The 12,526-nt window shown below is 73.8% G+C and carries 11 protein-coding genes; 7 read left to right on the forward strand and 4 right to left on the reverse strand.

The features are described from left to right. Window positions 1-151: 151 nt before the first annotated feature. Genes ACFV0Q_RS28900 through ACFV0Q_RS28910 form a run of 3 tightly spaced genes read left to right on the forward strand, consistent with a single transcriptional unit; the run spans window position 152 to window position 4,778 of the window. Window positions 152-1,093, forward strand: a complete 942-nt coding sequence (locus ACFV0Q_RS28900; RefSeq protein WP_385009299.1) for an oxygenase MpaB family protein — start codon at window positions 152-154, stop codon at window positions 1,091-1,093. Continuing rightward, window positions 1,075-3,186: a tetratricopeptide repeat protein gene (locus ACFV0Q_RS28905; protein WP_385009300.1), complete on the forward strand. Its 2,112-nt coding sequence runs from the start codon at window positions 1,075-1,077 to the stop codon at window positions 3,184-3,186. The genes ACFV0Q_RS28900 and ACFV0Q_RS28905 overlap by 19 nt, the downstream gene beginning before the upstream one ends. Continuing rightward, window positions 3,183-4,778: a phytoene desaturase family protein gene (locus tag ACFV0Q_RS28910; protein WP_385009301.1), complete on the forward strand. Its 1,596-nt coding sequence runs from the start codon at window positions 3,183-3,185 to the stop codon at window positions 4,776-4,778. Before ACFV0Q_RS28905 ends, ACFV0Q_RS28910 begins: the two co-directional genes overlap by 4 nt. A gap of 19 nt (window positions 4,779-4,797) precedes the next feature. On the opposite strand, the gene ACFV0Q_RS28915 is transcribed toward ACFV0Q_RS28910, so the two are convergent. Then, entirely contained in the window at window positions 4,798-5,244 is a 447-nt protein-coding gene (locus tag ACFV0Q_RS28915) for a nitroreductase family deazaflavin-dependent oxidoreductase (RefSeq protein ID WP_385009302.1), read from the reverse strand. Window positions 5,245-5,379: 135 nt separating this feature from the next. Here ACFV0Q_RS28915 and ACFV0Q_RS28920 point away from each other — a divergent pair, with 135 nt between their 5' ends. Continuing rightward, window positions 5,380-5,757: a VOC family protein gene (locus ACFV0Q_RS28920; RefSeq protein WP_385009303.1), complete on the forward strand. Its 378-nt coding sequence runs from the start codon at window positions 5,380-5,382 to the stop codon at window positions 5,755-5,757. Between the two features lie 12 nt (window positions 5,758-5,769). Here the strand turns inward: ACFV0Q_RS28920 and ACFV0Q_RS28925 are convergent, their stop codons facing one another. Next, window positions 5,770-7,605, reverse strand: coding sequence for a serine hydrolase (locus ACFV0Q_RS28925; RefSeq protein WP_385009304.1), 1,836 nt, complete (start codon window positions 7,603-7,605; stop codon window positions 5,770-5,772). Window positions 7,606-7,752: 147 nt separating this feature from the next. Between ACFV0Q_RS28925 and ACFV0Q_RS28930 the strand changes: the two genes are divergently transcribed. From ACFV0Q_RS28930 to ACFV0Q_RS28940, 3 genes are all read left to right on the forward strand, one after another. After that, the gene (locus ACFV0Q_RS28930; protein ID WP_385009305.1) at window positions 7,753-8,859 is read left to right on the forward strand and encodes an NAD(P)H-dependent flavin oxidoreductase; all 1,107 of its coding nucleotides are present in this window, start codon (window positions 7,753-7,755) and stop codon (window positions 8,857-8,859) included. Between the two features lie 17 nt (window positions 8,860-8,876). Further along, the gene (locus ACFV0Q_RS28935) at window positions 8,877-10,433 is read left to right on the forward strand and encodes an acyl-CoA synthetase (RefSeq protein WP_385009306.1); all 1,557 of its coding nucleotides are present in this window, start codon (window positions 8,877-8,879) and stop codon (window positions 10,431-10,433) included. Window positions 10,434-10,536: 103 nt separating this feature from the next. Continuing rightward, window positions 10,537-11,673: a calcium:proton antiporter gene (locus ACFV0Q_RS28940; RefSeq protein ID WP_385009307.1), complete on the forward strand. Its 1,137-nt coding sequence runs from the start codon at window positions 10,537-10,539 to the stop codon at window positions 11,671-11,673. Here ACFV0Q_RS28940 and ACFV0Q_RS28945 read toward each other — a convergent pair. Both ACFV0Q_RS28945 and ACFV0Q_RS28950 read right to left on the reverse strand, forming a co-directional pair. Next, a complete protein-coding gene (locus tag ACFV0Q_RS28945) occupies window positions 11,663-12,022 on the reverse strand; it encodes a hypothetical protein (protein WP_385009309.1) in 360 nt (119 codons plus the stop codon). The genes ACFV0Q_RS28940 and ACFV0Q_RS28945 overlap by 11 nt on opposite strands. Continuing rightward, window positions 12,015-12,389, reverse strand: coding sequence for a transposase (locus ACFV0Q_RS28950; RefSeq protein ID WP_385009308.1), 375 nt, complete (start codon window positions 12,387-12,389; stop codon window positions 12,015-12,017). The genes ACFV0Q_RS28945 and ACFV0Q_RS28950 overlap by 8 nt, the downstream gene beginning before the upstream one ends. Between the last annotated feature and the right edge of the window lie 137 nt (window positions 12,390-12,526).

Here is a 12,526-nt window from a genome sequence, read left to right on the forward strand (position 1 = left end):
GCGACCCCCGAGGACCCCGCCGGGACCCCGCTGGCCGTCCGCCTCTCGGTCGTCGCCCAGCACCTCGACGGCGCCTGGCGGATACGCCAGTACCACGTGTCGCGGATGGGCTGACCGCCCGCCGGGTAGGCTCCCCGGCGGGAGGCGGGCGATGAGCGCAGCTCCGTACGGGGGAGCGGATCCGGGGCTCTACGGGCCCGGGTCCGTCACCTGGCAGTGCCACGGCGACCCGGTCATGTGGATCGCCGGGGTCCGCGCGCTCTACCTCCAGGCCCTGCACCCGCGCGCCGTGCGCGGGGTCATGGAGAACTCCGACTTCGAGCGTGACGCCTGGGGCAGGCTGCTGCGCACCGCCGACTTCGTCGGCACCCTCACCTACGGCACCACCGAGGCCGCCGAACGGGCCGGAGCCCGGGTCCGCGCCCTCCACCGGCGGCTGTCCGCCACCGATCCGGAGACGGGCGAGCGCTTCCCCGTCGACGATCCCGAACTCCTGCTGTGGGTGCACTGCGCGCAGATCGACAGCTTCCTCCACGTCCTGCGCCGCTCCGGCGCCCCCCTCACCCCGGCCCAGGCCGACCGCTACGTCGACGAGAACCGGGTGAACGCCCGCCTCGTCGGACTCGACCCGGCCGGGGTGCCCGCCGACGCCGCCGCGCTCGCCGCGTACTTCGAGGAGGTCCGCCCCCGGCTCGCCGCCGGGGCCGACGCCCACGCCGTCGACGACTTCCTGCGCGCCCCGCCCGTGCACCCGCTCCTGGTCCCTGGCCGAAACCTGCTGTGGAGACCGCTGGCCGGACTCGCCTACGACCTGCTCCCCGGCTGGGCGCACGGGCTGTACGGGCGCACCGCACCACCCCCGCCCGTCGTCACCCGCCGCCTGCGCCTCACGGGTCGCCTGCTGCGCAGCATTCCCGCAGGTCTGCGCTGGCAGCTGCCTCCAGGTCACATCTTGAAAGCGATGCGCAGGCTGGGCCCCGGGAGCCGCCCCTCCGCGTACACACTGCGTACATCAGCGGCGATACTGGACCGGCCTGGGAGGGCGCGGCACGACAACGGGGGCGGCTTTAAGACATGGCGGAGTCCAGACTGATCCAGGGCCGGTACCGGTCGCTCGATCTGATCGGGCGCGGCGGCATGGGCGAGGTGTGGCGCGCCCGCGACGAGTCGCTGGGCCGGCAGGTCGCGGTCAAGTGCCTCAAGCCCATCGGGCACGAACAGGACGCCCACTTCACCCAGGTGCTGCGCGAGCGATTCCGCCGTGAGGCGCGGGTCGCGGCCTCGCTCCAGCACAGGGGCGTCACCGTCGTCCACGACTTCGGCGACGACAGTGCGGCGGGCGGTCCCCTGTACCTCGTCATGGAACTCCTGGAGGGCCGCAACCTCAGTCAGCTGATGGAGGACAACGAGGCGCGCCCGCTCCCCGTCGACGTGGTCCTCGACGTCGCCGAGCAGATGGCCGCCGCGCTCGGCTACACCCACGACCAGGGCGTGGTCCACCGCGACCTCAAGCCCGCCAACATCATGCGGCTCACCGACGGCACGGTGAAGATCTGCGACTTCGGCATCGCGCGCCTGGCCCACGACATCGGCTTCACCGCCAAGCTCACCGGCGGCGGCATGGCCATGGGCACCCCGCACTACATGTCGCCCGAGCAGATCGCCGGCGGCGAGGTCGACCACCGCAGCGACCTCTACTCCCTCGGCTGCGTGCTCTACGAGATCGCCACCGGAGCCCCGCCGTTCGACCTCGGCGACTCCTGGTCCGTGCTGGTCGGCCACCGCGACTCCGTGCCGGTGCCGCTGCGCGAGCACCGTCCCGAGCTGCCCGAGCACTTCGAGCAGCTCGTCCTGGAACTCCTCGCCAAGCGCCCCGAGGACCGGCCCGGCGACGCCCGCCACCTGCACCGGCGCCTGGTCGAGGCCCGGTTCGGCCCCGGCGGGCCGCCCGCCGCGCCGGCTCCGCTGCCCGCGTGGGCCGAAGGCATGACCGCGGGCCGCAGGGCCGGGATCGAGGCCCGCCCCGCCAGCGGCGAATGGGCCGTCCTCACGGGCTCCTGGACCGCGGCCCGCCCGCTGACGGGCCCGGGATCCGGCTGGAGCTCGGGCGTGGGCCCCGGTCCGGCGTCCAGGTCCGGTGAGCAGCGGATCCTGCGGCCCGCGCCCGCCGAGGACCCGCGGCTCACCGCCGCGTACGGGATCGTGCGTACCGCGGGACCGGAGCGGGCCGACGCGCTCGACGCCGGGCACACCCGCGCGTTCGCCCTCAGTCGCGCCGGCCGCCCCGAGGAGGCCCTGGCCGTGTACGCGGCCGTCGCGCAGGGGCGGGCGAGGGTGCTCGGCCCGGACCACCCCGACACCCTCGCCGCCCGTCAGGAGGAGGCGTACGAACTGGGGCGGCTCGGCCGCCACGGCGAGGCCCACCAGATCTACGACGCGGTGCTCGCGGCCCGGATCCGCACCACCGGCCCGCAGCACCCCGACACCCTGCGCTGCCGCCACAACCTGGCCTGCGCCCTCGGCGCCCTCGGCCGGCACGCCGAGGCCCACGCGGCCGCCGCCGACGTGGCCGCCGACCGCGCCGCCGTGCTCGGCGCAGAGCACCCCGACACGCTGCTGACCCGGTACGAGGCCGCGTACGCCCTCGGCCGGCTCGGCCGCTGGGACGAGGCGCTGACCGGCTTCCGGCACGTGGCCGCCGTACGGGAACGCGTGCTCGGCCGGGACCACCCCGACGCCCTCGCCGCCCGCTACGAGACCGGCATCGCGCTGGGCCGCACCGGCCGCGCCGCCGAGGCCCTCGACCTGTTCCGCTCCCTGGTCCGCGACCGCACCCGGGCCTACGGCGCCGCCGACCCCGAAACCCTGCGCGCCCGGCACGTCCTCGGCGTCAACCTGGGCCGGCTGGAGCGCTGGGAGGAGGCGGTCGACGAGGCCCGCGCGGTCGGCGCCGCCCGTGCCAAGGCCCTGGGCGCCGAGCACCCGGACACCCTGGTCAGCCGGCGCGAACTCGCCGTGGGCCTGGGCCGGCTGGGCCGCTGGGACGAGGCGCTGCCCATCTACCGGGACCTCTCCGGCATCCGCGAACGGTCCCTCGGCGACGAGCACCCCGACACCGCGCTGGCCCACGCCGACGAGGCGCACTGTCTGGAGCGGCTGGGCCAGGTGTGTTACCAAGAGCCATGACAGCCACGAGGGTCTCCCGGGGATTCGCGCACGACGTGTACGACGCGGTGATCGTGGGCGGCGGCCACAACGGCCTGGTCGCCGCCGCCTACCTGGCCCGGGCGGGCCGCTCGGTGCTGGTCCTGGAGAGACTCGGGCACACCGGCGGCGCCGCCGTCTCCACCCGCCCCTTCGCCGGGGTCGACGCCCGCCTCTCGCGCTACTCCTACCTCGTCTCCCTGCTCCCCGCGAAGATCGTCCGGGACCTGGGGCTGCGGTTCAGGGTCCGCCGGCGCACGGTGTCCTCGTACACGCCCCACACCCGCGGCGGGACCCCCGGCGGACTCCTCGTCGGCGGCGGCGAGGACCGCACCCGGGAGTCCTTCGCCCGGCTCACCGGCTCCGAGCGGGCCTACGAGAGCTGGCGGGAGTTCTACGCGATGACGGGCCGGGCCGCCGAACGGATCTTCCCCACCCTCACCGAACCGCTGCCCACGCGCGAGGCGCTACGGGCCCGGCTCGACGACGAGACGGCCTGGCGGACCCTGTTCGAAGAACCCCTCGGCCGGACCCTGGAGGCGCGCTTCGACGACGACCTGGTCCGCGGCGTGGTCCTCACCGACGCCCTGATCGGCACCTTCGCCGACGCCGACGACCCCTCGCTGGTCCAGAACCGCTGCTTCCTCTACCACGTCATCGGCGGCGGCACCGGCGACTGGGACGTCCCCGTCGGCGGCATGGGCGCCCTCACCGACGCCCTCGCCGACGCCGCCCGGACCGCCGGCGCGGAGATCGCCACCGGCCACGAGGCACTGCGGATCCACACCGACGGGACGGCGCCGGCCGAGGTGACCTTCCGTACGGCGGCGGGCGAGGGCACCGTCGTGGGCCGGCACGTGCTGGTCAACGCCTCCCCGCAGGCGCTGTCCGAACTCCTCGCCGAGGAGGCGGATCCGGCCCTCCCGGCCCCCGAGGGCGCCCAGTTCAAGGTCAACATGCTGCTGAGCCGGCTGCCCCGGCTGCGCGACGCCTCCGTGGACCCCCGCGAGGCCTTCGGCGGGACCTTCCACATCGCCGAGGGGTACGAGGAGCTGCGCCGGGCCCACGCCGAGGCCGCCGCCGGCGAACTGCCGTCCGTACCGCCGTCGGAGATCTACTGCCACTCGCTGACCGACCCCTCGATCCTCGGGCCGGAGCTCGCGGAGCAGGGCTGCCAGACGCTCACCCTCTTCGGACTGCACACCCCGGCCCGGCTGTTCGCGAAGGACAACCACCAGGCCCGGGAGGTGCTGCTGACCGCCACCCTGGCCCAGCTGGACGCCCACCTGGCCGAGCCCCTCACCGACTGTCTGGCCTTCGACGCCGACGGCCGCCCCTGCATCGAGGCCAAGACCCCCCTGGATCTGGAACGCGAACTGCGCCTGCCCGGCGGGCACATCTTCCACCGGGACCTGTCCTGGCCCTACGCGCCCCCGGGAGCCGCCGACGCGGGCCGCTGGGGGGTGGAGACCGCCCACCCGAACGTCCTGCTGTGCGGTGCGGGGGCGGTGCGCGGCGGCGGCGTCAGCGGCGTTCCCGGGCACAACGCGGCGATGGCGGTGCTGGGCCGCTGACCGGCGGCCCGTACGTCCGTCAGGCGGGGTCGATGACGACGATCGGGATCTCCCGGTCGGTCTTGGCCTGGTACTCGTCGTACGCGGCCCAGTGCCCGACCATCGTCGGCCAGAACGCGGCCCGCTCCTCGGAGGTGGCGGTGCGCGCGGTGCCCTGGACGACCTTCGGGCCGACCTGGACGCGGACCCGGGGATCGGCGCTCAGGTTCCGGTACCACAGCGGCGCCTCGTCGGCCCCGCCCTTGGAGGCGACGACGAGGTAACGCCCGGAGTCCTCGCCGTAGATGAGCGGGGTGCGCACGGCCTGGCCGGAGACCCGGCCCACGGTGGTGAGGAGGAGGGTCTGGGTGCCGTTCCAGTGCTGGCCCTCGGTGCCGTTCGAGCCCACGTACAGCTTGACGTGGTCCAGCTGCCAGCTTCCGGGCTTGGGGTCCTTGGGGTGGTCCCAGTCGATGTCGGTGCTCACGGTGTGTACCTGCCTTCGTGTTGAACGGTCAACAGTCTCGACAACGAGTACCAACGCCCGTGGGCACGGCCCGCATTCCGGCCGGGCGGGTGAACCGTCCGGCCGGTCCTGCGGGGCGCCCGGTAGGCTTTTTGCATGATCGCTGAACTGCAGTGCGTGGTGCTGGACTGTCCGGAGCCCCTGCGGCTCGCCGAGTTCTACGCCGGCCTGCTGGGCGGGGAGGTCAACCGGCCGGACCGGCGCTGGTCGGTGGACGAGGAGTGGTCCACCCTGCACACCCCGAACGGGCAGGTGCTCTGCTTCCAGCTGGCCGTCGGACACCGGGCGCCGGCCTGGCCCGACCCGGAGCGGCCCCAGCAGTTCCACCTGGACCTCGCCGTCCCGGACCTCGACCGGGGCCAGGAACAGGTCCTCGCCCTCGGCGCCGTCCTCCTGGAACAGGGCCCGGACACCCGCGACTGGCGCGTCTTCGCCGACCCGGCGGGCCACCCCTTCTGCCTGGTCCAGGGCTGACCGGACGGCCGGTCAGTCCGTCGAGCGGGTCCAGCCCGCGGCCTCGACGCGGGCCGCGTCCGCCGGGCGGTCCCCGGCGAAGAGGAGGCGGGCCCGCTCGGCCACCCGGACGACGTCCACGTACACGCCCCGGCCCACGTAGCGGCCGGTCGCGGAGTGCCGGAAGCGGAGTCTGACCTCGCGGCCCGCCCAGGCGGGCAGCGGGGCCTCCAGCCGGTGCCAGATGCGGCCCGACCAGCCGCCCGCGCTGCCCCGCGGCCAGGACTCGGGGGCGCCGCCGGTGCTGCGGACGGTGGTGAAGGGGAGGGGCTCCCAGGCCAGCCCGTCGGCGGACGCCTCCAGGTGGAAGGCGCCCTCCCCGGGCACGGTGTCCCACCACACGGCGCAGCGCAGCCGGGCGCCGCCGGTGGCCGGGGTGAGGGGCGGCAGGGTCAGGGTGCCCGAGCCGCCGGTCTCCATCCCCGAGTACCAGGCCGGGCCGCCGTGCCGGGTGCGGACGGGCACCGCCCGGGCGAGGCGGTTTCCGGTCGCCACCCGGGGCGCGCTGCCGGCCCGCCAGGTCCGCACGGGGTGCACGGAGTTGCCGAGCAGGACCAGGAAGGAGTCGGTCGACGGGTCCAGCACCAGCGAGGTGCCGGTGAAGCCGGTGTGCCCGGCGGAGTGCGGGGTGGCCAGGGCGCCCATGTACCAGTGCTGGTAGAGCTCGAAGCCGAGCCCGTGGTCGTGGCCCGGGAAGGCGGTGTTGAAGTCGGTGAAGAGCAGTTCGACGGAGGCCGGGCGCAGGATGCGCTTGCCCGCGTACACCCCGCCGTCGAGCAGGGCGCGCGAGAGGACCGCCAGGTCCCAGGCGGTGCCGAAGACCCCCGCGTGGCCCGCGACGCCGCCGAGCGCGTACGCGTTCTCGTCGTGGACCTCGCCCCACACCAGCCCCCGGTCCAGGCCCGACCAGGGCGGCCGCTGCACTTCGGTCGCGGCGGTGACCCGGCGCCAGGAGGGCGGGGGGTTGTAGCGGGTGCGGTGCATCCCGAGCGGGCCGGTGATCTCTTCCCGGAGCAGGACGTCCAGCGTGCGGCCGGTGATCCGCTCCAGGAGCAGCTGCAGGGTGATCAGGTTCAGGTCGGAGTACCGGTACACCGTCCCCGGGGTGTCCTGCGGGCGCACCGACCACAGCAGCCTCAACTGCCCCTCACGGGTGGACTCCTGGTAGAAGGGCGCCCACGAGCGCAGTCCCGAGGTGTGGGTGAGCAGCTGGCGGACCGTGACGGCCTCCTTGCCCCCGCCCGTGAACTCGGGGAGGTACCGCTCGACGGGGGCCTCCAGATCCAGGCGGCCGCGCTCCATCTGCTGCACGGCCAGCAGGGAGGTGAACAGCTTGCTCAGCGAGGCCAGGTCGAAGACGGTGTCCTCGGTCATGGCGATCCGCTCGGCGGCGGGGAACTCCCTCGGCCGGTCGGTGTGGCCGTCGTAGTCGGCGTACCGGACGGCGTCGCCCATCGCCCGGTGCAGGGCGATGGTGCGGCCGCGCCCCGCGAGGACCACGGCCCCGGCGTAGTAGGGGTGTTCGGGGGAGGGGCCGAGGAAGCGCCGCGCCTCCTCGGCGACGCCCTCCAGGTGCCGCTCCAGCAACCCCGCCTGACGGGCGGAGCCGTAGCGCAGCCGCAGCCCCTGCAGGGCCCGCCGCTCGGCCGCGCCGCCGCCCGCCGCCGCGCCCTGCCCGGGCAGGGCGGCGTGCAGCACCAGCACCCCGCCCAGCGCCAGCAGCCGCGCCCCGAGCCGTCTGCGGCTGAGTCCGCCACCGCCTCCGGCCGCCCGTGATCCCGTACCGGATCCCGTACCCGAACCGTCCATGTCCGGCCCTCCTGTTCCTGCCCGCGCACGCTACTGGCTATCTGCCCGCCCGCCGGGCACCCTCCGCACCGACCGGCCGTCAAAGAATCTGACACAGCATCAGAAAATCTCTTCCCTCGGCCGCCGCCCTGCGGCATCCTCACCGCCATGGAGACGGAGCTGAGCAGAAAACTGGGAGTCGAGCACGCCATCTTCGGCTTCACGCCCTTCCCGGCGGTCGCCGCGGCCATCACCCGCGCGGGCGGATTCGGCGTCCTCGGCGCCGTCCGCTACACCGCCCCCGACGACCTCAGACGCGACCTCGACTGGATGCAGGAACACACCGACGGCAGGCCCTACGGGCTCGACGTGGTCATGCCCGCGAAGAAGGCCGTGGACGGCATCAGCGAGGCCGACATCGAGGCGATGATCCCGGCCGGGCACCGCGCCTTCGTCCGCGACACCCTCGCCAAGCACCACGTACCCGAACTGGCCGAGGGCGAGGCCTCCGGCTGGCGGATCACCGGCTGGATGGAACAGGTCGCCCGCAACCAGCTCGACGTCGCTTTCGAGTACCCCATCAAACTCCTGGCGAACGCCCTCGGTTCCCCGCCCGCCGACGTCATCGCGCGCGCCCACGACCACGGCGTCCTCGTCGCCGCCCTCGCCGGCAGCGCCAAGCACGCCCGCCGCCACGCCGAAGCCGGCATCGACGTCGTCGTCGCCCAGGGGTACGAGGCCGGCGGCCACACCGGGGACATCGCCACCATGGTCCTGGTCCCCGAGATCACCGAAGCCGTCGCCCCGCTGCCGGTCCTGGCCGCCGGCGGCATCGGCAGCGGCGAGCAGATCGCCGCGGGCCTCGCGCTCGGCGCCCAGGGCGTCTGGCTGGGCTCCCTCTGGCTCACCACCACCGAGGCCGACCTGCACTCCCGCGCCCTCACCGAGAAGCTCCTGGCCGCCGGATCCGGTGACACCGTCCGCTCCCGGGCCCTCACCGGGAAGCCCGCGCGCCAGCTGCGCACCGAGTGGACCGACGCCTGGGACGACCCGGACGGGCCCGGCGCCCTGCCCATGCCGCTCCAGGGCCTCCTCGTCGCCGAGGCCGTCTCCCGGATCCAGAAGTACGAGGTCCAGGCGCTGCTCGGCACCCCCGTCGGCCAGATCGTCGGCCGGATGAACAGCGAACGCAGCGTCCGGGCCGTCTTCGACGAGCTCACCGCCGGCTTCGAACGTGCCATCGACCGCGTCAGCCGCATCGCCGGCCGGGCCTGAGAGAGGAAGCGAACGCGATGACCGACGCACAGCCCCCCAACGGGTTTTGGGCGCAGGCCGCTGCCGACCCGGACCGCACCGTCCTCGTCACCCCCGAGGGCGAGGAATGGTCCGCCGGACGGCTGCACGCCGACGTCAACCGGCTCGTCCACGGCCTGCGCGCCGCCGGACTGGAGCGCGGCGACGTCTTCGCCGTCGTCCTGCCCAACGGCGTCGAGTTCCTCACCGCCTACCTCGCCGCCTCCCAGGCCGGGTTCTACCTCGTCCCGGTCAACCACCACCTCGTCGGCCCCGAGATCGCCTGGATCGTCTCCGACTCCGGCGCCAAGGTCCTCATCGCCCACGAACGCTTCGCCGAGGCCGCCACCGCCGCCGCGGACGAGGCCGCCCTGCCCGCAGGCCACCGCTACGCCGTCGGAGCCGTCCCCGGCTTCCGCCCGTACGCCGAACTCCTCGACGGCCGGCCCGCGACGCCCCCGGACGGCCGCACCCTCGGCTGGGTCATGAACTACACCTCCGGCACCACCGGCCGCCCCCGCGGCATCCGCCGCCCGCTGCCCGGCAAGCTCCCCGAGGAGACGTACCTGGGCGGCTTCCTCGGCATCTTCGGCATCCGCCCCTTCGACGACAACGTCCACCTCGTCTGCTCGCCGCTCTACCACACCGCCGTGCTCCAGTTCGCGGGCGCGTCCCTGCACATCGGGCACCCGCTGATCCTCATGGACAAGTGGAGCCCCGAGGAGATGCTGCGCCTGATCGACCGGTACGCCTGCACGCACACCCACATGGTCCCCACCCAGTTCCACCGGCTGCTCGCGCTCCCGCAGGAGACGAAGGACGCCTACGACGTCTCCTCCATGCGGCACGCCATCCACGGCGCCGCCCCCTGCCCCGATCACGTCAAGCGGGCGATGATCGACTGGTGGGGCCGCTGCGTGGAGGAGTACTACGCGGCCAGCGAGGGCGGCGGCGCCTTCGCCACCGCCGAGGACTGGCTGAAGAAGCCGGGAACCGTCGGCCGGGCCTGGCCGATCAGCGAGCTCGCCGTCTTCGACGACGACGGGAACCGGCTGCCCCCGGGCGAACTCGGCACCGTCTACATCAAGATGAACACCGGCGGCTTCAGCTACCACAAGGACGAGGGCAAGACGAAGAAGAACCGCATCGGCGACTTCTTCACCGTCGGCGACCTCGGCCTGCTCGACGAGGAGGGTTACCTCTTCCTCCGCGACCGCAAGATCGACATGATCATCTCCGGCGGGGTGAACATCTACCCCGCCGAGATCGAGTCCGCCCTGCTCACCCATCCGGCGGTCGCGGACGCCGCGGCCTTCGGCATCCCGCACGACTCCTGGGGCGAGGAGGTCAAGGCCGTCATCGAGCCCGCCGAGGGCTTCGAGGCGGGCGACGCGCTGGCCGCCGAGATCCTGCACCACTGCGAACGGCAGCTCGCCGGATACAAGCGCCCGAAGTCGGTCGACTTCATCGAGACCATGCCCCGCGACCCGAACGGCAAGCTCTACAAGCGACGGCTGCGCGACCCCTACTGGGAGGGCCGCGAACGCGCCGTGTGAGCGGCCCCGCCACGCCCGGGGGCGGCGTGAGAAGTGCCACGTCAGGGCCCCCGGGGCGGTGCACGCGCCGCACCGGGGGGACACTTCTGGCAAGTTGGCAGATATGAGTACGGCAACGCACAGATCCCCCCTGACCGACTGGACCCTGCTCGTCCCCGTGGTGGCGCTCGTCGCGCTCGTCTTCAGCTGGGGCCGCGACCTCTCCCCGGTCGCGGTGGTGCTGGTCTCCCTCTGCCTCGCCGGGGCCGTCCTGGCGGCCGTCCACCACGCCGAGGTCGTCGCCCTCCGGGTCGGCGAACCCTTCGGCTCGCTCGTCCTCGCCGTCGCCGTCACTGTCATCGAAGTGGCCCTGATCGTCACCCTGATGGCCGACGGCGGCGACAAGACGGCCTCCCTCGCCCGCGACACCGTCTTCGCCGCCGTCATGATCACCTGCAACGGCATCGTCGGCCTGTCCCTGCTCGTCGGGGCGCTGCGCAACCGGGTCGCCGTCTTCAACGCGGAGGGCTCCGGCGCCGCCCTGGCCACCGTCGCCACCCTCGCCGTACTCAGCCTGGTCCTGCCGACCTTCACCACCAGCAAGCCCGGCCCCGAGTTCTCCACGGCCCAGCTCACCTTCGCCGCCGTCGCCTCGCTCGCCCTCTACGGGCTGTTCATCGCCGTCCAGACCGTCCGCCACCGGGACTACTTCCTGCCCGTGGACACGGAACGGCGCACCGCCGAGGCCGCCGCCCGCGCGGCCGGTGACACCGACGGCGACGGGGAGCACGCCGAGCCGCCCACCGCCCGCGCCGCCCTGGCCAGCCTCGGGCTGCTGCTCGTCGCCCTCGTCGCGGTCGTCGGCAACGCCAAGGCCGTCTCCCCGACCATCGAGAAGGGCGTCGCCGACGCCGGACTCCCCAACGCCGTCGTCGGCGTGATCATCGCCCTGCTGGTACTGCTCCCCGAGACCCTCGCCGCCGTCCGCGCCGCCCGCCGCGACCGGGTGCAGACCAGCCTCAACCTGGCGTACGGCTCCGCCATCGCGAGCATCGGCCTGACCATCCCGGCCATCGCCCTGGCCTCGATCTGGCTGACCGGGCCGCTGCTGCTCGGCCTCGGCCCGATCCACATGGTGCTGCTCGCCCTGACGGTGGTGGTCAGCGCCCTGACGATCGTGCCCGGCCGGGCTACCCTGCTCCAGGGCGGGGTGCACGTCGTCCTGCTGGCGGCCTACCTGTTCCTCGCCGTCAGCCCCTGACCGGAGCCGGCCCCTCCACCACGGGGGAGGAGGGGCCGTCCGGGCGGGTCAGCGCCGCTCGCGCGGCCACACCACCTTCAGCCGGGGCGAGGTGAGGACGTCCCGCTCGCAGAACCGCGAGGTCACCCAGCGCTCCCGCGAGAACCGCCGGGTCTGGTCGGCGGAGAAGGGCGAGGATCCGAGTCTTGGGCTTGGTGGGGTTCTTGCCCGGGCGGACCGGTCGGCCGTAGCGGCGTCCCCAGTCCTCATCGACCAGCTCGTCCAGCAGGTGAGGGGAGGTGCCGGCGGCTTCTTCCAGTGCGGCGCGGGCCGCCTCGGTGATCAGTTCCAGGCGGGTCAGGTCACGCACCGCGGCCAGGACATGGGTGGAATCGGTGCGCTGGGTGGTGCGCCCGTGTACCAGGCCGGGCCTCCTTGAGGCGGGCCAGTGCGAGGTCGAGGAGGCGGTCAGCACGGTCGCCTTCGGCGAGACGGTCGCGGAAATCGGCCAGTACGCTGTGGTGGAACCCGGGGTCGTCCAGTTCCATGGCCATCGCGTACTTGAAGTCGATGCGGCAGCGGACCGCCTCGGCGGCCCGCCGGTCCGACAGGCCGAGCAGGAACTGCAGCACACAGACGGTAGCCAGTTGAGCAGGCGAGAGACCCGGACGCCCGTCACGCGGGTACCAGTCAGCGAAGTCCTCGTCGCGCCACAGCCCGTCCAGCCGGTCTCTCACCCACATCGCTGTGGTGCCACCCGGGTTGCTCGCCCGCGCGATCTGTGCGGTCAGAGAGGGGACTTGCTCACCGGAACGGGGGCGGAGGGACAACGGGCACCTCGACGACTGCATCGGTCACTGGAACAGCCCGAGCA

The organism is Streptomyces sp. NPDC059564, assembly GCF_042735575.1.
Taxonomy (GTDB): Bacteria; Actinomycetota; Actinomycetes; order Streptomycetales; family Streptomycetaceae; genus Streptomyces.